17 protein-coding genes are annotated in these 18,327 nt (G+C 68.5%); 14 read left to right on the plus strand and 3 right to left on the minus strand.

The window, feature by feature from the left end:
- Window positions 1-173 precede the first annotated feature (173 nt).
- From H7H34_RS00400 to H7H34_RS00415, 4 genes are read left to right on the plus strand one after another with little or no spacing between them, the layout of a single operon-like run.
- Window positions 174-872 (plus strand): endonuclease III domain-containing protein, encoded by a 699-nt coding sequence (locus H7H34_RS00400; RefSeq protein WP_185923903.1) that lies wholly within the window; start codon window positions 174-176, stop codon window positions 870-872.
- The gene (locus tag H7H34_RS00405) at window positions 869-1,672 is read left to right on the plus strand and encodes an ImuA family protein (RefSeq protein ID WP_185923904.1); all 804 of its coding nucleotides are present in this window, start codon (window positions 869-871) and stop codon (window positions 1,670-1,672) included. Before H7H34_RS00400 ends, H7H34_RS00405 begins: the two co-directional genes overlap by 4 nt.
- On the plus strand, window positions 1,578-3,152 hold the full coding sequence (locus tag H7H34_RS00410; RefSeq protein ID WP_185923905.1) for a Y-family DNA polymerase: 1,575 nt from the start codon (window positions 1,578-1,580) through the stop codon (window positions 3,150-3,152). Before H7H34_RS00405 ends, H7H34_RS00410 begins: the two co-directional genes overlap by 95 nt.
- A complete protein-coding gene (locus H7H34_RS00415) occupies window positions 3,149-6,394 on the plus strand; it encodes an error-prone DNA polymerase (RefSeq protein ID WP_185923906.1) in 3,246 nt (1,081 codons plus the stop codon). Before H7H34_RS00410 ends, H7H34_RS00415 begins: the two co-directional genes overlap by 4 nt.
- Window positions 6,395-6,418: 24 nt before the next feature.
- Here H7H34_RS00415 and H7H34_RS00420 read toward each other — a convergent pair whose 3' ends face one another.
- Window positions 6,419-7,075, minus strand: a complete 657-nt coding sequence (locus H7H34_RS00420; protein WP_185923907.1) for a dihydrofolate reductase family protein — start codon at window positions 7,073-7,075, stop codon at window positions 6,419-6,421.
- 87 nt (window positions 7,076-7,162) lie between these two features.
- On the opposite strand from H7H34_RS00420, the gene H7H34_RS00425 reads away from it, so the two are divergent.
- From H7H34_RS00425 to H7H34_RS00465, 9 genes are all read left to right on the plus strand, one after another.
- The gene (locus H7H34_RS00425) at window positions 7,163-7,684 is read left to right on the plus strand and encodes a winged helix-turn-helix transcriptional regulator (RefSeq protein WP_185923908.1); all 522 of its coding nucleotides are present in this window, start codon (window positions 7,163-7,165) and stop codon (window positions 7,682-7,684) included.
- 374 nt (window positions 7,685-8,058) lie between these two features.
- Window positions 8,059-9,309 carry an alanine racemase gene (locus H7H34_RS00430; RefSeq protein WP_185923909.1) on the plus strand — a complete coding sequence of 417 codons (1,251 nt, stop codon included), beginning with the start codon at window positions 8,059-8,061 and terminating at the stop codon, window positions 9,307-9,309.
- 15 nt (window positions 9,310-9,324) lie between these two features.
- Entirely contained in the window at window positions 9,325-9,993 is a 669-nt protein-coding gene (locus H7H34_RS00435) for an amino acid ABC transporter permease (protein ID WP_185923910.1), read from the plus strand.
- 11 nt (window positions 9,994-10,004) lie between these two features.
- A complete protein-coding gene (locus tag H7H34_RS00440) occupies window positions 10,005-10,655 on the plus strand; it encodes an amino acid ABC transporter permease (RefSeq protein WP_185923911.1) in 651 nt (216 codons plus the stop codon).
- Window positions 10,642-11,373: an amino acid ABC transporter ATP-binding protein gene (locus H7H34_RS00445; RefSeq protein ID WP_067222992.1), complete on the plus strand. Its 732-nt coding sequence runs from the start codon at window positions 10,642-10,644 to the stop codon at window positions 11,371-11,373. The genes H7H34_RS00440 and H7H34_RS00445 overlap by 14 nt, the downstream gene beginning before the upstream one ends.
- A 34-nt stretch (window positions 11,374-11,407) precedes the next feature.
- Window positions 11,408-12,187 carry a transporter substrate-binding domain-containing protein gene (locus H7H34_RS00450; RefSeq protein ID WP_067337648.1) on the plus strand — a complete coding sequence of 260 codons (780 nt, stop codon included), beginning with the start codon at window positions 11,408-11,410 and terminating at the stop codon, window positions 12,185-12,187.
- A gap of 92 nt (window positions 12,188-12,279) precedes the next feature.
- Entirely contained in the window at window positions 12,280-12,624 is a 345-nt protein-coding gene (locus H7H34_RS00455) for a RidA family protein (protein ID WP_067222996.1), read from the plus strand.
- Window positions 12,625-12,649: 25 nt separating this feature from the next.
- A complete protein-coding gene (locus H7H34_RS00460; protein WP_120270638.1) occupies window positions 12,650-13,672 on the plus strand; it encodes a M14 family metallopeptidase in 1,023 nt (340 codons plus the stop codon).
- A 22-nt stretch (window positions 13,673-13,694) separates the two neighbouring features.
- Window positions 13,695-14,780 carry a LacI family DNA-binding transcriptional regulator gene (locus H7H34_RS00465; RefSeq protein ID WP_185923912.1) on the plus strand — a complete coding sequence of 362 codons (1,086 nt, stop codon included), beginning with the start codon at window positions 13,695-13,697 and terminating at the stop codon, window positions 14,778-14,780.
- A 13-nt stretch (window positions 14,781-14,793) separates the two neighbouring features.
- On the opposite strand, the gene H7H34_RS00470 is transcribed toward H7H34_RS00465, so the two are convergent.
- Together H7H34_RS00470 and H7H34_RS00475 are read right to left on the minus strand one after the other, a co-directional pair.
- A complete protein-coding gene (locus tag H7H34_RS00470) occupies window positions 14,794-16,107 on the minus strand; it encodes a four-carbon acid sugar kinase family protein (protein WP_185923913.1) in 1,314 nt (437 codons plus the stop codon).
- Window positions 16,107-17,360, minus strand: coding sequence for a ribulose-bisphosphate carboxylase large subunit family protein (locus tag H7H34_RS00475; protein ID WP_185923914.1), 1,254 nt, complete (start codon window positions 17,358-17,360; stop codon window positions 16,107-16,109). Before H7H34_RS00475 ends, H7H34_RS00470 begins: the two co-directional genes overlap by 1 nt.
- Before the next feature lie 125 nt (window positions 17,361-17,485).
- Between H7H34_RS00475 and H7H34_RS00480 the strand changes: the two genes are divergently transcribed.
- Window positions 17,486-18,313 carry a phosphogluconate dehydrogenase C-terminal domain-containing protein gene (locus H7H34_RS00480; RefSeq protein WP_088941683.1) on the plus strand — a complete coding sequence of 276 codons (828 nt, stop codon included), beginning with the start codon at window positions 17,486-17,488 and terminating at the stop codon, window positions 18,311-18,313.
- The last annotated feature ends 14 nt before the right edge of the window (window positions 18,314-18,327 follow it).

An 18,327-nucleotide genomic window follows, 5' to 3' on the forward strand; every position in this document is an offset into this window, starting at 1 on the left:
TCCTGCGCGCCGGCAGCTGCAGTGTGGTGAAATTTCCGGTTGCGGTCGAGGAGAACGCTGCGTCCTGTAGCCTGAATTGATTCATGTTTTTGAATCAATGCGATGGCCGAAAACCGCCTGGCGGCCTGCAGACTCATGTTGCGTTTGTTCTTATTTTGTTCTTTCATTCGGGCATGCAATACACGTTGCCGCTCGTTGCCGATACCCGCCTTGCGCGGGTCCACGAACTGTTGCTCGACCGGTTCGGTCCGGTGCCGGAATGCTACCGGCTCGACCCGGTGAGCCAGCTCGTTTTCGCAATGCTCAGCGGCCGGACACGGGATGCGGTCGCCATGGAGGTCTTTGCAGCGCTGGCCCGCAGGATGGGCGCATGGGAGCGGCTGGCGGAAACGGCGGCGAGCGAGCTGCAAGGCATCATCGCTACAGTGACCTTCGCCGAGCGCAAGGCGCGGCAGATCCCGGCGGCCCTGCGCGAGATCGCGGCCCGGCGCGGGCGGCTGGACCTGGAGTTTCTTGCCCAATGGCCGGTGGAGGAGGGGCGGGTCTGGCTGGAGAGCCTGACCGGCGTCGGTCCCAAGACCAGCATGGCAGTGCTTGGCCTGAGCACGCTGCGCCGGCGGGTGCTGATGGTCGATACGGCCCATAACCGGGTCGCCTGCCGGCTGGGACTGGTGCCGGCACGGGCCGACATTGCCCGTGCCACGCGGCTGCTCAACCGGCAATTGCCTGCCGCATGGACGGCCGACGACACGGAAAGCCACCATTTCCTGATGCAGGGGCTGGGTCGCAGCCATTGCGTCTACAGGCAGCCGCTTTGCCCGGACTGCCCGTTGTGCCGCCTCTGCCGGTCGATGCCGGAGGGGCGGGCATGAGGGACGGCGAGACGCTGGCGGCGCTGCGCGCCCGCATCAAGGCAGGCGGGCTGGACGAGGAGCTGGCCTGGCCGACGGTCGGGCTGGCCGCGGAGGTAGAGACGGAGACGCACGGCGCGGTGCTGCCCGGCGGACTGGCGAGCGGGGCTCTGCACGAGTTGCAGCCGGCGACGCCGGCCGATATCGGGGCGGCGACCGGGTTTGCGCTGGGGCTGGCCTCGCGGCTGCTGGCACAGCGTCCGGGGCCCTTGCTGTGGGGGCTGCCGTCGACGCGGGGCTGGCGCGAAGGCCGGCTCTATCCGGTCGGGCTCGGCGCCTTCGGCATCGATCCGGACCGGGTGGTCCAGGTCGAGGTGAAGAAGACCGCCGACCTCCTGTGGAGCCTGGAGGAGGCGCTGGATCACCCTTCGCTTGCCGTCGTCGTCGGCCTGCTGCCCGAAGGCGACCGGCTCTACGACTTCACGGCAAGCCGAAGGCTGGCGATGCGCGCCGCCCGCCACGGGGCGACGGTGCTGCTGCTGGGGGCGGCGCCGGTCTTCGACATGGCAACGGCCGCCTCCACCCGCTGGTCGCTGGCGGCGCTGGCCAGCCGGCCGGCGCCCCATATCGGTCAGGCGGTGCCCGGCCTCGGCCCGCCGCGCTGGCAGGCCCGGCTGGTGAAATCGCGCAAGGGCCTCCTGGATGCCTGGGATCTCGAGTGGAACCATGAAACGCTGTCTTTCCGTCTGGCTGCCCCGCTGGCCGACAGAGCGCCGCTCCGCCGGACCGGCGGACTCTCGCGGCGGCCGACTGCCGCCTGACGAGGCCGGTCCTCTCGTGCTCTCCGTGCTGGAGCAGAACGGGGCAAGGGTCAGTGCGGTCAACGCGCCCGCCGCCGCGCTCGGCTTGAGACCGGGAATGCCGCTGGCCGATGCGCGCGCGATCCATCCCGCGCTCGGTGTCGCGCCGGCGGACCCGGACGGTGATGCGCAAGGACTGCGCCGGCTCGCCCTGTGGTGCCAGCGCTACAGCCCGCTGACCCGCATCGATGCGCCGGACGGGGTGTCCATCGACATTGCCGGCTGCGCCCATCTGTTCGGCGGCGAAGCGGCGCTGATGACGGATCTCGCCGACCGGCTGCACGGCTTCGGGCTGACCGCGCGGCTGGCCCTTGCGCCGACGCTCGGGGCGGCCTGGGCGCTCGCCCGCCATGGCGACACGCAGATGGTACAGGTGGCGCCGGGCGAGGTGGGCGAGGTGCTGGCGCCGCTGCCCGTTGCGGCCCTGCGCATCGAGGCGGAAACGGTGCGCGCGCTGGAACGGCTCGGCCTCGACCGGATCGGCCTTCTGGTCGGCAAGCCGCGTGCGCCGCTCGCCGGCCGCTTCGGCCCGCAGCTGGTCCTGCGGCTCGACCAGGCGCTGGGGCGCGAGGGCGAGCGGTTCGACCCTGTGGAGGCTGCGCCCGTCTACCGAATCGCCCGCAATTTCGCCGAGCCGGTGTCGACGCTGGAGGCCATCGGCGAGGTGGCCGCGCGGCTGACCGGGGAGCTTGCCGAGATGCTGCAGGGCCTCGGCAAGGCGGCGCGGCGGGTGGAGCTGGCGCTCTATCGCGTCGACGGCTGGCGCGAGGCGCTGGAGCTGCGCATCACCCGGCCGAGCAACGATCCTGCGCATTTGCTGCGCCTGCTGGGCGAGCGGCTCGACCGGCTGCGCGATCATGCCGGCTTCGGTTTCGAGGCGGCGGTGCTTTCCGCCTTCGAGGTGGAGCGCGCCGAGGCGGTGCAGGCGGCGCTGTCGGGACGCGGGCACGCCCAGCCGCCGGCGGACGATCTCGACCGGCTGCTCGACCGGCTGGTCAACCGCTTCGGGCCCGAGCGCGTCTCCCGCTTCGTACCGCGCGAAAGCCACGTGCCGGAGCGTTCCTGCCATCCGGTTTCGGCGCTTGCGCAGGTGGCCCGCCATGACTGGACCGCCCATGGCCGCGCCCTCCATGGCGGCACCGCGCTTGCCCGTCCGCCGCTGCTGTTCGCGCGTCCCGAACCGGTGGAGGTACTGGTGGAGATGCCGGACAAGCCGCCGGCGCGCTTCGAGTGGCGGCGCACCGCGCACCGCATCGTGCGGGCGGAAGGGCCGGAGCGGATCGCGCCGGAATGGTGGGCCGGCGGCGAGGCCAATCGGCTGACGCGCGACTATTACCGCGTCGAGGACGCGGAAGGGCGGCGTTTCTGGCTGTTCCGCGAAGGCCTCTATGATCGGCCCGGCGATACGGTGCGCTGGTTCGTACATGGGCTGTTCGCATGACGGCAGCCTTCGCGGAACTGGTGGCGACCAGCAATTTCAGCTTCCTGCGCGGCGCCTCCCATGCGGCGGAGCTGGTGGAGACGGCGGCCCGCCTCGGCCTTGCCGCCATCGGCATCGCCGACCGCAACACGCTGGCCGGCGTCGTGCGGGCGCATGTGGCCGCGCGCGAGCACGGCGTGCGCCTGATCGTCGGGGCGCGGCTGGTGCTGCGCGACGGGTTGGAACTGGTCGTCCATCCGCAGGACCGGGAGGCCTATGGCCGGCTGAGCCGCCTGCTCACCCTCGGCAACCGGCGGGCGCCGAAAGGGGAATGCCATCTCGATTTCGCCGACCTGGGTGAACTCGGCGAGGGTCAGCAGCTCATCGCCCTGCCGCCGCGCTGGCCCGATGCGGACTTCGCCGAACGTCTTGCGGAACTGGGACGCCGGTTCCCCGATGCCGTTTCGCTGGCGCTGTCGCCGGCCCATCGCGGCGACGACCGGGCCCGCTTCGACCGGCTGGCGGAGCTGGCCGAGACCTGTCGCACGCCGCTGATCGCCACCAACGACGTGCTCTATCACGTGCCCGAACGGCGTCCCTTGCAGGATGTGCTCACCTGCATCCGCGAGCATTTGACCATCGATACGGCCGGCTTCCTGCTGGAGCCGAATGCGGAGCGGCATCTGAAGCCGCCGCAGGAAATGGCGCGGCTCCTGTCGGGCCATGAACAGGCGCTGGAGCGCAGCTTAGAGGTCGCCGGCCGGTGCCGGTTCAGCCTCGACGAACTGAAGCCGCACTATCCGGACGAGCCGGCGGGCGAGAGCGCGACGCCGCAGGAGGAGCTGGAGCGGCTGGCCTGGCTGGGCGCCGACAACCGGTTTCCGCAAGGCATTCCGGGGGGTGTGCATGCGAACATCGCGCGCGAGCTGCGGCTGATCGGCGAGCTCGACTTCGCGTCCTACTTTCTCACCGTCTACGACATCGTCCGCTTCGCCCGCAGCCAGGATCCGCCGATCCTCTGCCAGGGACGCGGGTCCTCGGCCAATTCCGTCGTCTGCTATTGCCTCGGCATCACCTCGGTCAATCCGACCGAGATCGACCTCTTGTTCGAGCGCTTCGTGTCGTCGGCGCGCGGCGAGCCGCCGGACATCGACGTCGATTTCGAGCACGAGCGGCGCGAGGAGGTGATCCAGTACATCTATGCCCGCTATGGCCGCGAGCGTGCCGGCCTTGCCGCGACGGTGATCCGCTATCGCGCCCGCAGCGCCGTCAATGACGTCGGCAAGGCGATGGGTCTGTCGACCGACGTGGTCGGCGCCATGTCCGGCCTGATCTGGGGCTGGTCGGGGAGCGCGCCGGCAGAAAGCGAAATCCGCCAGGCGGGGCTCGATGCGCGCGATCCCCGCTTGATGCAGACGATCCGGCTGGTCCGCCAGCTGATCGACTTCCCCCGCCACCTGTCGCAGCATGTCGGCGGGTTCGTCATTACCCGCGAGCGCCTCGACGAAGTGGTCCCGATCGCCAATGCGGCGATGGAGGACCGCACGGTGGTGGAATGGGACAAGGACGATCTCGATGCGCTCGGCATCCTCAAGGTCGATGTGCTGGCGCTCGGCATGCTGACCTGCCTGCGCAAGTGCTTCGACCTGCTGCGTGGCCATTACGGGCGCGACATGGGGCTGGCCAGCGTGCCGCGCGACGATCCGGCGACCTATGCGATGATCCAGAAGGCCGACACGGTCGGCGTCTTCCAGATCGAGAGCCGGGCGCAGATGTCGATGCTGCCGCGCCTCAGGCCCGCAAACTTCTACGATCTCGTCGTGCAGATCGCCATCGTCCGGCCCGGCCCGATCCAGGGCAACATGGTCAATCCCTACCTGCAGCGGCGCAAGCACCCGGAGCTGGTGGACTATCCCTCACCTGAACTTGAGGCCGTGCTTAAGAAGACGCTGGGCGTGCCGTTGTTCCAGGAACAGGCGATGAAGATCGCCATCGTCGGCGCCGGGTTTTCGCCGGACGAGGCGGACCGGTTGCGCCGGGCGATGGCCTCCTTCCGCAATATCGGCACGATCGAGCAGTTCCGCGAAAAGTTCATCGCCGGAATGATCGCGAACAGGTACCAGCCGGACTTCGCCGACCGCTGCTTCGAGCAGATCAAGGGCTTCAGCGATTACGGGTTTCCCGAAAGCCATTCGGCAAGCTTTGCCCTGCTTGCCTATGCCTCCTCCTGGCTCAAGTGCCACTATCCGGAGGTCTTCGCCTGTGCGTTGCTGAACTCGCAGCCGATGGGCTTCTATTCCTCGGCCTCCATCGTGCGGGACCTGCGCGCCCATGGGGGACGCGTGCTGCCGGTGGATGTCAATCACAGCGACTGGGACCACACGCTGGAGGATGAGGAGCCTCCCGCTCGCAAGACGGGGGCTGAGGGCGGCAATGCCTTCGCCCTGCGGCTCGGCCTGCGCCAGGTCGACGGCTTGAGCGAGGAGGCGGGGCAGGCGCTGGTTGCCGCCCGTGGCATGGGCTTTACGGATCTGGCCGACCTGCATGGAAGGGCCTGCCTCGACAGCCGGGCGCTGGTGGCGCTGGCCAATGCGGACGCCTTCCGCTCGTTCGGCCTCGACCGGCGGCAGGCCCTGTGGGAGATCAAGGGACTGGCCGGCCGCCTCGGCCGCGCTGCCCGTCAGGACGACCTGCCGCTGTTCGGCGGCCGAAAGGGGCTGGCCGTTCTTGTCGCGAGGGAAGAGCAGGTGGAGCTACCGCCCATGCGGCCGGGCGAGCATGTTGTGGAGGACTACGCGACCTTGCACCTGTCGCTGAAGGCGCATCCCTTCGCCTTCCTGCGCGGGCAGCTCGAGGCCCGCCGCAGCTTGCGCGCGGCCGATCTGGAGGCGCAGGGCAACGGCCGGTTCGTGCGGGTCGCCGGCCTCGTTCTGGTGCGCCAGCGGCCGCAGACGGCCAAGAGCGTCACTTTCCTGACGCTGGAGGACGAGACGGGCATCGCCAATATCGTGGTCTGGAGCCGGATCTTCGAGCGCAGCCGCCGGATCGTCATGGGCGCGCGTGCCGTCATGGTGGATGGCGCGATCCAGAAGGAGGACGGCGTCATCCATGTGGTGGCGCGGCAGCTCACCGACATCACGCCGGATCTGATGGCCTCGCTTTCGAAAGAACCGCCGCAGGAGGGGCCGAAACTTTCGGGGGCGAGCCTGTGGCGGCACCCGCGCGACACGAGGGTGTTGCCGAAGGGGCGGAACTTCCACTGACGGCGGCAGGGGCTGGTGCCCGGCTCAGGCGGCGGTGCGCCGGAGCGTGTAATGCGCGATGCCGTGCTCGCCTGCAGTGACAGTCACGCTGCCGAGCCCGCAGGCCGGAAGATCCAGCCCCTGCAGCAGGTTTTCACCCTTGCCGATGACGACGGGGGCGACCGCGAGATGCATCTCGTCGATGACGCCGGCCTCCAGATATTGGCGCAAGGTCGAAACGCCGCCGCCAACGCGCACGTCGCGGCTACCGGCCGCGGCCCTTGCGCGATCGAGCGCGGCATGGATGCCGTCGGTGACGAAATGAAACACCGTGCCGCCCTCCATCTCGAAGCTGGCGCGCGGGTGGCGGGTCAGGACGAAAACGTCGCAGTGAAAGGGCGGAGTAGTGCCCCACCACCCCTTCCAGCTGTCGTCCGGCCAGGGGCCGCGCACGGGTCCGAACATGTTCCGACCCAGGATCCACGCGCCGGCATTCTCGAAGCTGCGGGCGACGAAATCCTCGTTGATGCCCGTCCGGCCGCCGCCTTCGCCGAGCACCCGGCGGCGGAAGCTCGGCGTATCGAACATCCACTGGTGCAGGCCTTCGGCGCCGACGCCGACTGGGGCCTCCGGTCCCTGGTCGGGTCCCGCGCCATAGCCGTCGAGCGACAGGGTGAAGCAGTTGACGCGAACTTTCGGCATGGCGCCTCTAAACTGATTGCAAATTGAAATCGGTTGTTTTGTGGCATGACCGATCCTAGATTGCAACCGGTTTCGGCGAGGGAATGCATGCAGGGTATCGAGCGACGGTCGGGGTGCCCGATCAATCTGGCGATGGAAGTGCTGGGGGACCGCTGGAGCCTGGTCGTCATCCGCGACATGATGTTCGGCAATCGCCGGCATTTCCGCGAGTTGCTGACCCGCTCGGAAGAGGGGATTGCCTCCAACATCCTGGCCGCCCGGCTGAAGCGCCTGGTCGCGCTGGGTCTGGTCACGCGGTGCGAGGACCCCAGCCACAGCCAGAAGGCGATCTACAGCCTGGCCGAGCCGGCGATCCAGCTGGTGCCGGTGCTGGCGACGCTCGGTGCCTGGGGGCGGCGGCATCTGCCGGTCAGCGAGGAGTTGTCGATCCGCGCGCAGCTGCTGGAGGAAGGCGGCGAACCGATGTGGAACGCCTTCATGGACGACCTGCGCCGACTGCATGTGGAAGATCCCATCGCCGGTGCGAGCGGAGCCATCGTGTCGCCGGTTCTGCGCGAACTCACCCGGGCTTACGAGGCTGTGCGGGCGCGCAGCGCGCCCGCCGGATAGGGCTGCCTTCCGGTCGTCTCGCCGCAGCCCGGCTCCTGCCGCAAGTCTCGCGAAAACAATAGGCTGGCGGGTTGCCGCTCACCCGGCGCGCACCCCTGTCCGACGAGCTTCGCCTCGGCTCTACCCGGTCGGGGCATGCGGCGGTGAACATTTAGCCGGATCTCCTGATCTAGGTGTTCTTGACAACGTTATCATTCGAGTGCTAGTGCCAATGACAACGTTGTCATAGGTACTCTCAAAGAGGCCGATGCAAACGGTGCCGCAAGCACTGGAATCGCCTCCGGACTGGAAGGTGGAGCAGTGGCCCGCAGCTTCGGCTGCATGCGGCAACCGGGTTTGGGAGAGGCGGCCGAGGCCGCGCGAGGGACGGAACGATGCGGGAAGACGGGATCCACACGGCAAGCGCTGAACAGGGCGTCGGCAGTCCGGACCTCGACCTGTCGCCGGAGCGCGGAGAGCTCGCCCTGCCGGTCCTGACCATGGACGAGGCGGCTTTCGACGCGAATGTCGAGGCGATGTTCGATTATGTCGCCAAGGCCGGCGTCTCCATCGCCCCGCACGCCAAGACACCGATGTCTCCCGAACTGTCCCGGCGCTTGCTCGACCGCGGCGCCTGGGGTCTTTCCGTCGCCAACCTGCAGCAGGCCCGGGTGTTCCTCGAAAATGGCGCCCGCCGCCTGCTCGTCGCCAACCAGATCGGCGGCCGCCGGTCGGCCGAGCGGTTCGCGGCACTCATGCAGCGTTTTCCCGATGCGACGCTCGTCTTCTTCGCCGATGCGCCCGAGAGCCTCGAGGTGATCGCTCATGTGGGGCGCACCGCCGGCCGCACCGTGCCGGTGCTGGTGGAAGTGGGGGCGGGCCGCGCCGGCGCACGCAGTCTCGACGCCGCCTGCGCCGTGATCGATGCCGCATCCCGCCTGTCCCATGTCGAGCTTGCGGGCGTCGCCGCCTATGAGGGGGCTGCCGCAACGGCCGATCCGCAGGAGACAGTCAAGGCGATCTCGGCGCTCGATGCGCTGGTCTGCGAGGTGCATGCGCTGCTTCGTGCCGCCGCGCCGGAGCGCGCGCTGATCGTTAGTGCCGGCGGGTCCTCCTTCTTCGATCTCGTCGTCGGCGATCTCAAGCCGCTGGCGACCCGCGACGGCAACACGGAACTGGTGCTGCGCAGCGGCGCGATCTTCTTTCACGACCACGGTGTCTACGAGCGGGCGCTTGCCGCGATGGATGCGCGGGCCGGATTTGCTGGGGTGACGGGCGTTGCCGCGCTCGACGCCTTCCGCCCGGCGCTGGCCGTGTGGGCCGAGGTGTTGTCGCGGCCCGAGCCGGGGCTTGCGATCTGCGGCATGGGCATGCGCGACGTGTCCTACGACCAGGATCTGCCGGTGCCGCTTGCGGCCTGGCGCGATGGCGTGCAAACAGCAGGCCGCGATACCCTCGGGTCGGTGGTGAAGCTCAATGACCAGCACGCCTTCCTGCGGCTGCCGGAGGGCAGCGGGCTTGGCGTCGGCGACATCGTCGCCTTCGGCATCTCGCATCCCTGCACCTGTCTCGACCGCTGGCGCGTGATCCTCGGGCGCGGCGCGGACGGGCGCATTGCCGCCGCCTATCCCACCCACTTCAGCTAAGTCGCCGGAAGGCTCATGGTTCAGCTCAACTTCAACCAGCTCTGGCGCTATCAGGACGAGTTCCTGCACGGCGTGTCGCTGACCCTGCTGCTCACCCTCGTTGCGACGGTGGCGGGTCTGGCGATCGGCCTTGTCTGCGCCTCCGCCGCCGGCAGCCGCTTCGCCGCCCTCCGCCTGCTCGTGCGCAGCTATGTGGAGGTGATCCGCAACACCCCGGCGCTGATCCAGCTGTTCCTGATCTTCTTCGTGCTGCCCTATGCAGGCCTGCGCCTGCCGCCGATCTATGCCGCGGCCACGGCGCTTTCCATCTACATGGGCGCCTATGCGACGGAGATCATCCGCGGCGGTCTCGCCTCGATCCCGCGCAGCCAGGTCGAGGCCGGCCAGTGCCTCGGGCTGAGCCGCTGGCAGGTCTTCCGTCATGTGATCCTGCCGCCGGCCCTGCGCAACATCTATCCCTCGATCACCAGCCAGATCGTGCTGCTGTTGCTCGGTACCTCGCTCGCCTCGCAGGTTTCCGCGTCGGAACTGTTCCACGCCGCCGCCTTCGTCGAGAGCCGCACGTTCCGCAGCTTCGAGGTCTATGCGGTCGTCTGTGCGATCTACTTCATCCTGGTCCTGGCATTCCGGCTGGCCTTCGCGGGCATCGGCCGGATCGCCTTCCGCTGGCCGACCGGTCGATAGGGGGCGGGACGATGCGCGGTTTCACGATCTCCGACTTCCTCACCATGCTGGCCGCCGTGCAGTGGACGGCGACGCTGGTGGTCCTGGCACTCGCCTTCGGCGCGCCGCTGGCGCTGCTGCTTGCCCGCATGTGCGCCGGGCGAAGCTGGATCGCGCGGTTGGTCGCTACCGGCATCCTGCAGCTCGTGCAGGGCGTTCCGGTGCTTGGCCTGCTGATGTTCTTCTATTTCGGCATGCCGGTGTTCCTCGGCATCCAGGTCCCGGCGCTGGTCTCGGTCGGTGCGGCTTTCACCATCTTCACCGCCGCCTTCCTTGGTGAGATCTGGCGCGGCGGCATCCAGGCGGTGCATGTGGCGCAGGCAGAGGCAGCGGCCTGTCTCGGCCTGACCCGCTGGCAGACCTTCCGCCATGTGATCGCGCCGCAGGCCTTCCGCATCGCGCTGCCGGCGACGGTCGGGTTCCTGGTCCAGCTCATCAAGAACACGTCGCTCGCCTCGGTGGTCGGCTTCGTCGAGCTGGCCCGTGCCGGACAGCTCGCCAGCGCGGCGACGTTCCAGCCGCTTCTTTCCTATGCCTGCGTGGCGGCGATCTATTTCGCCCTGTGCTTCCCGCTCACGCTCTGGTCCCGTTCCCTGGAGGACAAGCTCAATGGCGCTCGTTGAGATCAGCAACGTCCACAAGTCCTTCGGCGAGGTGGAGGTCCTGCGCGGCATCGACCTGACCGTCGAGAAGGGCGAGATCGTCACCATCATCGGCCGCAGCGGCTCCGGCAAGTCGACGCTTCTGCGCTGCATCAACGGTCTGGAGCAGATCAACGGCGGCGAGATCAAGGTGGCCGGCGAGCTGGTTCACTCCCGCTCCACCGACCTTCGCAAGCTGCGTGAGCACGTCGGCATCGTCTTCCAGCAGTTCAACCTGTTTCCGCACATGACGGTGGAGCGCAACATCACCCTGGCGCCGGTGCTGACCGGAAAGATCGCCAAGGGCGATGCGGCGCGCGAGCTGGCGCGCAAGGTCCTGGCTCAGGTCGGGCTGGAAGAGAAGATCGACGCCTATCCCGGCCAGCTTTCCGGCGGCCAGCAGCAGCGCGTGGCCATCGCCCGGTGCCTGGCCATGTCGCCTTACCTGATGCTGTTCGACGAGGTCACCTCGGCGCTCGACCCGGAACTGGTCGGCGAAGTGCTGAAGGTGATGGAAGACCTCGCCACCCAGGGCATGACGATGATCCTCGTCACCCACGAGATGAACTTCGCGCGCAACGTCGCCTCGAAGCTCGTCTTCATGCATGCGGGCATGGTCCACGAAGAAGGCCGGCCCGCAGATCTGTTCGCCAACCCCGCAACGCCGGAACTGGCGAATTTCATAAGCTCGGTCCGCTGACGGCCGGCTTCTTCCAAAGGAAAGGGGAACCCCGATGAATTTCTTCAGGACGGCTCTTGCCGCGGCAGCCATCGCCGCCGTCTCGCTTACCTCCGGCACGGCCTTCGCCGACAAGCTGCAGGACATTCTCAACAGCGGCAAGGTGCGCATCGGCGTGCTTGCAGATTCCGCCCCCTGGGGCTTTCGCGACGGCGAGGGCAAGCTCACCGGCTTCGACGTCGAGCTGGCGAACCTCGTTGCCGCCGATCTCGGCGTTGATCTGGAGATCGTCGAAGTGACCGGCGCTGCCCGCCTGCCGAGCCTCCTGTCCGACCAGATCGATGTGCTCGTCGCCGCCGCCGGCGCGACGCCTGAGCGCGCGCAGCAGGTCATGTTCACCTCGCCCTATGTCGCCGTGCAGCTCGGCGTCTACGGCAAGGCCGGCAGCCCCGCCTACTCGACCCCGGCAGAGCTTTCCGGCAAGTCGATCGCGGTTGCCCGCGGCACCACGCTCGACGTCTGGCTGACCGACAACGTGCCGGATGCCAACCTCGTGCGCTTCGAGGATGCGGCCAGCGCGCTTGCCGCCTTCTTCGCCGGCCAGACCGAGTACTTCGCCGAGAACAGCGCCATTGCGCTCAATGCGTCCGGCTCGGCCGATGTGGAGCTGAAGTTCCTGATCCGTCAGTCGCCGGCCCATGCCGCCGTCCGCCACGGCGAGCACAACCTGCTGCAGTGGCTGAACACGGACCTGTTCTTCAACCGCATGAACGGCAAGCTCGAGGCTCTGCAGGTCAAGTGGTTCAAGGAAGCGACGCCGCTTCCCAACATGTGAGTTCCTCCCGGACGGGCGGGATCGCGTCCCCTGTGGCGTGGTCTCGTCCGTCCGGGCGTTCCAGCGTTTTCGACAGTCACGGAGTAAAGTCGATGATCAAGCGTTTCCAGGTTGGCCCGCGGATGTCCCAGGCCGTCGTCTCGGGCGGTCATGTCCATATCGCCGGCCAGGTGGCCGACAACCGCAAGGGCAGCCTCGAGGAGCAGACCCGCGAGGTCCTGGCCAAGATCGACGCGCTTCTGGCTGAAGCCGGCAGCGACCGTTCGCGCCTCGTCGCGGTGACCGTCCTGCTGCCGCACATCATCGACTTCGACGCGATGAACGCCGTCTACGACGCCTGGATCGATCCGGCCAACCCGCCGGCGCGTGCCTGCTACGAGGCGCGTCTTGCCGATCCGGACCTTCGCGTCGAGATGACCGCGATCGCCGCCCTCTGATCCTCCTCTCCCAGGCCGGGCGACCATGCATACTGGTGTTTTCCACGATCTCGACCTGACGGCGCAGGGCCGGCGGCTTGCCCGCCTGTCCGTGCCCTTCTCGATCGACCGCTCGCCCTACTTCCAGGCGAAGATCCCCGTCGTGCGTCTGCGCAACGGCGAGGGACCGCGCATCCTGCTGATGGCCGGCAACCACGGCGACGAATACGAGGGCGAAATCCTGCTTGCGCGCCTTGCGCGCGAGCTGACGCCCGAGCGCATGCGCGGCGAGGTGACGATCATCCCCTTCGCCAATGCGCCCGCCGTAATGGCGGCGCGGCGGCGCTCGCCGCTCGACGAGGGCAACCTCAACCGTGCCTTCCCCGGCGACCCGCTGGGCACGCCGACGGCCCGCATTGCGCATTTTCTCGAGCACGAGCTGTTCCCCGTCCATGACGTGGTCTTCGACCTGCATTCGGGCGGCACCTCGATGGAGCACCTGCACTGCGCGCTGATCGAGCGGCAGGGCCCGCCGGAACGCTTCGCGGAGGCCATGCGGCTGATGCGGGCGACCGGGCTCCCTTACGGCTTCGTCGCGGAGAACGGCGCGGCAGCACCCACCTCCATGGCGGCGGCCGCGCGCGCCGGGGCCATCGGCCTCAGCGGCGAGTTCGGCGGCGGCGGCACGGTGACGGTCGACTCCATGCAGGCGACGGCCTGTGCCATCGACAACGTCCTGATCGAACTGGGCGTCATCGACGCGCCCTTGCTGTCCCGTAAGCCCTTGGTGCGCAAGGAAATGACCGTGCTGGCCCTTGAAAGCCACGCACAGGCGATCTATGCGGTTCGGCGGGGCTGGTTCGAGCCTGCGGTGGCGCTGGGTGACAGGGTCGAGGCCGGCGATCTGGCCGGCTGGTATCATGATTTCGAACGGCTGGACCTGCCGGAGGAGGAGCTGCGCTTCGCCCGGTCGGGTATCGTTCTGTCGCGCCGGTTGCATTGCGACAGCCAGGCCGGCGATTGTCTCGTGCAGGCGGCGCGTCCCCTGCGGGAGGACGAAATGACCTGAAGGCGCGGGAGAGCGGGGCAGCATGGCGAAAGCGACCGACCTGACGGCACATACCCATGATGCCGTTCTGCGCCTTTCGCCCGACAGGCCGGAAGGCGCTGCTGCCCGCCCGGCCCGCCCGCCGCGCATCGAGGACGTCGCCCGGCAGGCCGGCGTGTCGCCGATCACCGTTTCCCGCGCCCTGCGCACGCCCGACATGGTCTCGCCGAAGACCCGCGACCGCATCCTGCAGGTGGTCGAGGCCACCGGCTACTGGTCCAACCCGCATGCCTCGGCGCTGCGCTCGGGCCGCTCCAGCATCGTTGCGGCCTTCGTGTCGAACCTGCTCAGCCAGCAATACAGCCAGGCGGTGCTGGCCTGCGCCCGGGTGGTGGAGCAGCACGGCTACCAGCTGATGGTCGGGCAGACCTCCTATTCCTATTCGCGGGAACTCAGCGCCATCCAGTCGCTGCGCTCGCTGCGGCCTGCCGCGGTTTTCTTCACCGGCGTCATCGAGCTTGAGGAAAACCGCGACCTGCTGCGCGAGCTCGATATCCCGATCGTCGAAAGCTGGGCCTACCCGCCCGATCCGCTCGACATGCTGGTCGGCTTTTCCAACACCGATGCCGGCCGGCTGGCGGCGAGCCATCTGGTCGGGCGCGGCTACCGGCGCCTTGCCTTCATGGGCCGCAGCGGCGGCCGCGGCGCGCTGCGCCTTTCCGGCTTTGCCGAGCGAGCGGCGGAGCTGGGCGCGGAGATCGTCGAGACGATCCGGGTGGAGCAGGTCGACAGCGTCATCGACGGGCGCCGCGCCTACCGGACCCTGCTGGAGGGCGGGCGCAGCTTCGATGCGATCTTCTGCGCCAACGACCTTCTCGGCCTCGGCACGCTGCTGGAAGCGCGGCAGCAGGGCCGGCGCATTCCCGACGATCTCGCCCTGCTGACCTTCGGCGACAACGATCTCGCCGGCGAGTTGTCGCCGCGCCTGTCGACCATCTCCTTCGACAGCAATGCGATGGGCACCCGCGCGGGCGAAATGATTGTCGACCGGCTGGATCCGCGCAGCGATGGCACGCTCGCCTCCAGCCTCTGCCTCGATCTGGAGCTCATTCCCGGCGAGACGACCTGACCGGAAGTGAAACCTAAACGGTCAGCGTTCCGTCGCGCAGGCGCACGAAATAGTCGTCCTTGCCGATCTGGCCGCCCTTGAGGATCAGTTCGACCCCCGGCTCCCCGTCGGCGCCATGGGCGTTGCAGACCGGCGAGCCGGGACTGTCGGAGATCGGATGGCGCAGGGTGAGGGCGTGAATGTCGAGCGCCCCGAGCGCATGGCTCGACGTATCGCCGCCGGCGACCGCCACGCGGGCAAGGCCGTGACGCGCGAGCAGCGCTGCCAGCAGCCGGCCGAGTGCCTCGCCCACCGCATCGTCGCCGCCCTGGTCCTGGCCGCTCGCCACCACGCTGGACTGGCCGAGCGCGGTGTAGACGAGCGGACTGCCGCCGGCGGACAACACACCCTCGGCGCGGGCCAGCACCGTCTCGAACGCCGCTTCGCGCCCCTCGCCGGAGGCCAGCGCCGCATAGTCGATCTCGATCCCGGTAAAGCCGGCGCCGAGTGCTGTGCGGATCTGCCGCTCCGTCGTCGGCGAGCAGCTCCCCGAGACGACCGCCATCCGCTCCTGCCGCACCAAAGGTTCGAAGCGCACGGGCTGCACGCCCGCTTCGCTCTGCCGCCATGCCTCGAGCAACGCATACTCGATGCCGGAGGAGCCGAAGACCAGCGGTCCGTTCTGCCGGGCAGCCTCTTCCAGCCAGGCGCCAGCGGCCGCCTGCGAGGCCTTGTCGAAGACGTCGATCAGAACGATGCGGGCCTCGTCCGACGGCGCCTGTCCCAGTGCCGGGTCGGTCGGGCCGACAAGGGCCGACGGCAGGGAAGTCTGGGCGGCGAGATGCAGCAGCAGATCGGCTTCGCCCATCGGCGTTGCCGGGTGGTTCGCCATCACCGGGTGCCGGTCGATACGGTGCAACGTGTCGCGCCAGGCGGCGAAGAGATGACCGGCGAAGGTATAGCGGCGCAGCTGCGGCGCGCCGACGACGAGCGACAGCCGGTGCTGGTCGAAGGCGGCAAGGCCGATTTCCATCGCCCGGCCGATGGAGCCGCGATGGGGCGCGCTGTCGAAGGTCGAGCAGACCTTGTAGTGGCAAAAGCGCGCGCCGAGCGACTTCAGCCAGGCGAAGACCTGCGGCATCTCGGCGTCCATCCACGCGGGCGAGCGGCTACGGCTGGTTCCGGCAAGCCCCACCGCCCGGCAGCCGGGAAAGCGCGCCAGCAGGGCATCGTCCGGCTTGCGGGTGAACAGCACGGTCTCGATGCCGTTGGAGGACAGGGCCTCCATCACGTCGGTCGAACCGGTGAAATCGTCGCCGTAATAGGAGAGCAGCAGGTCGCCGGCCATCAGCGCTTATCCTTGAACAGGGAAAGGGCGGCGGTGAGCTCGGGATGCGTCCGGGCGTGGGTATCGATATCGATGCCGGCCATCGCTGCATCCGCCGCCTGACGCAGGCTGGCCACGCCGCCGGCAATGCCGCCCGGATGACCCATGATGCCGCCGCCGGCGCAATAGAGGAAGTCGGCCGAGCCGACCGCCGCATGGGTGCCGGCGACCTGTGCCGCCGTCTGCCCGGAGGAGAAGACCGGCAGCGCCTCGAAGCCCGGCAGGCCGGCGCCGAACAGCGGCGTGCCGACCGCTTTTGCCGAGGCGATCACCGAGGTGTCGCTCTCGGAGAACTTGTTGGCCAGTCCGTTGACATGCAGGTGGTCGGCGCCGGCGATGCGCCAGAACTTCTGCCAGGCCTCATAGGCAATGCCGATGTCGGGCGAGCGGGAGAACAGGCCCCAGCCGTTGCGGTGGCAATGCAGCGGCAGGCTGGCATGGCGGCGAATGGCGCCGAGGCCGGCAAGCCCGATCGAGTGCAGGCTGACCATGATACAGGTGCCGCCGCGCGCCAGAACATGGTCGGCGCGGTGCTTCATCTCGTCGATCTCGCCGGTGATGTTGAAGGCGACCATCGCCTTGCGGCCGTTGCGCTGCGCATGGTCCTCGACCACCCGCATCACTGCATCGACGCGCGCCTCGAACGGGCAGTGCGGGCCGTCGGCCTGCAGCTCGTCGTCCTTGATGAAGTCGATACCGCCGGCAACCAGCTGTTCGACCATCGCCGCCGTTTCGTCGGGTCCAAGCCCGACGCTCGGCTTGATGATCGTGCCGATCATCGGCCGGTCCGCAACGCCGGCAAGGCGCCGCGTGCCCTCAACGCCGAAGGCCGGGCCCGGATAGGCGGCAAAGCTGGGCGGGAAGGTGATGTCGAGAAGGCGCAGCGCCGACACCTCCGCCAGCTCGAACAGATTGCCGGCAACCGTCGCCAGTACGTTGGTCAGCGAGGGGCCGAAATTCTCCATCGGCCAGGACAGCACCATCTCGCCGCGCCGGTATCGGTCGGAGCGGATGCGGCAAGGCAGGGCCGGGGTCGGCGAGCTTCCCGTTTCCACGACGCTCTCGATTCGCGCACCCGAGCGCTCGCGCAGCTCGTCGGTCTCGCCCGGCAGGCGCAGGAAGGTGCCGCAGGACTGCTCGCCGGCGATCACCGCCGCGGCATCCTCCAGCGGCAGCGGGCTCTCCAGTTCGTAGCGTGCGTAAAGCCGTTCCATCTGCCGCGTCCCCTCTCGCATCCCTGCCGTGTGCCGGCATTGGTTGACAGGTTCGATATCATCTCATCATACCAGTTGACAACATGATGTTTGCCGGGTTTCATCCCCGCCAAACAGGAGGCCGACTGATGAAGATTGCTTTGCTTGGCGCCGGCGGAAAGATGGGCGTGCGTCTTGCCACCAACCTCAAGGGCTCGCGCTACGAGGTTGCGCATGTGGAGATCGGCGAGGCCGGGCGTGCCCGCCTGCGCGAGACCCTCGGCGTCGAATGCGTCGACATGGATGCCGCCCTTGCCGGGGCCGGTGCCGTCATTCTCGCCGTGCCGGACACGGCGATCCAGGCGGTCGCTTCGACCGTCGTGCCGAAGCTCGACCCGGGCACGCTGGTGATGGCGCTGGACGCTGCCGCGCCCTTCGCCGGCCATTTCCCGGAGCGCGCGGACGTCACCTATTTCGTCTCCCATCCCTGTCATCCGCCGATCTTCAACGACGAGACCGAGATGGCCGCCAAGCGCGACTATTTCGGCGGTGTTGCCGCCAAGCAGGCCATCGTCAGCGCCCTGATGCAGGGGCCGGAAGAGCACTACGCGGTCGGCGAGGAGATCGCCCGCACCATCTACGGCCCGATCCTGCGCTCGCATCGGGTCACGGTCGAGCAGATGGCGCTGCTCGAGCCCGGCCTGTCGGAGACGGTCTGCGCCACGCTGCTCGTCGTCATGAAGGAAGCGATGGACGAGGTCGTCTCGCGCGGCGTCGATCCGGTCGCGGCCCGCGACTTCCTGCTGGGCCATCTCAACATCCTCGGCGCCGTTGTCATGGGCGAGGTGCAGGGTGCGTTCTCGGACGCCTGCAACAAGGCTATCGCCAACGGCAAGCCGCGTCTGATGCGCGACGACTGGCGCGGCGTCTTCGATCCGCAGGAAATCACCGAGAGCATCCGCGCCATCACCTGATGGCGTTCGGGACC

It is taken from the genome of Stappia sp. 28M-7, from assembly GCF_014252955.1.
Taxonomy (GTDB): Bacteria; Pseudomonadota; Alphaproteobacteria; order Rhizobiales; family Stappiaceae; genus Stappia.

Bases quoted from the DNA above. Each gene is read 5' to 3' on its own strand.
- H7H34_RS00400 (WP_185923903.1), top strand. From the start codon at position 174: ATGCAATACACGTTGCCGCTCGTTGCCGATACCCGCCTTGCGCGGGTC.
- H7H34_RS00405 (WP_185923904.1), top strand. From the start codon at position 869: ATGAGGGACGGCGAGACGCTGGCGGCGCTGCGCGCCCGCATCAAGGCA.
- H7H34_RS00410 (WP_185923905.1), top strand. From the start codon at position 1,578: ATGAAACGCTGTCTTTCCGTCTGGCTGCCCCGCTGGCCGACAGAGCGC.
- H7H34_RS00415 (WP_185923906.1), top strand. From the start codon at position 3,149: ATGACGGCAGCCTTCGCGGAACTGGTGGCGACCAGCAATTTCAGCTTC.
- H7H34_RS00420 (WP_185923907.1), bottom strand. From the start codon at position 7,075: ATGCCGAAAGTTCGCGTCAACTGCTTCACCCTGTCGCTCGACGGCTAT.
- H7H34_RS00425 (WP_185923908.1), top strand. From the start codon at position 7,163: ATGCAGGGTATCGAGCGACGGTCGGGGTGCCCGATCAATCTGGCGATG.
- H7H34_RS00430 (WP_185923909.1), top strand. From the start codon at position 8,059: ATGCGGGAAGACGGGATCCACACGGCAAGCGCTGAACAGGGCGTCGGC.
- H7H34_RS00435 (WP_185923910.1), top strand. From the start codon at position 9,325: ATGGTTCAGCTCAACTTCAACCAGCTCTGGCGCTATCAGGACGAGTTC.
- H7H34_RS00440 (WP_185923911.1), top strand. From the start codon at position 10,005: ATGCGCGGTTTCACGATCTCCGACTTCCTCACCATGCTGGCCGCCGTG.
- H7H34_RS00445 (WP_067222992.1), top strand. From the start codon at position 10,642: ATGGCGCTCGTTGAGATCAGCAACGTCCACAAGTCCTTCGGCGAGGTG.
- H7H34_RS00450 (WP_067337648.1), top strand. From the start codon at position 11,408: ATGAATTTCTTCAGGACGGCTCTTGCCGCGGCAGCCATCGCCGCCGTC.
- H7H34_RS00455 (WP_067222996.1), top strand. From the start codon at position 12,280: ATGATCAAGCGTTTCCAGGTTGGCCCGCGGATGTCCCAGGCCGTCGTC.
- H7H34_RS00460 (WP_120270638.1), top strand. From the start codon at position 12,650: ATGCATACTGGTGTTTTCCACGATCTCGACCTGACGGCGCAGGGCCGG.
- H7H34_RS00465 (WP_185923912.1), top strand. From the start codon at position 13,695: ATGGCGAAAGCGACCGACCTGACGGCACATACCCATGATGCCGTTCTG.
- H7H34_RS00470 (WP_185923913.1), bottom strand. From the start codon at position 16,107: ATGGCCGGCGACCTGCTGCTCTCCTATTACGGCGACGATTTCACCGGT.
- H7H34_RS00475 (WP_185923914.1), bottom strand. From the start codon at position 17,360: ATGGAACGGCTTTACGCACGCTACGAACTGGAGAGCCCGCTGCCGCTG.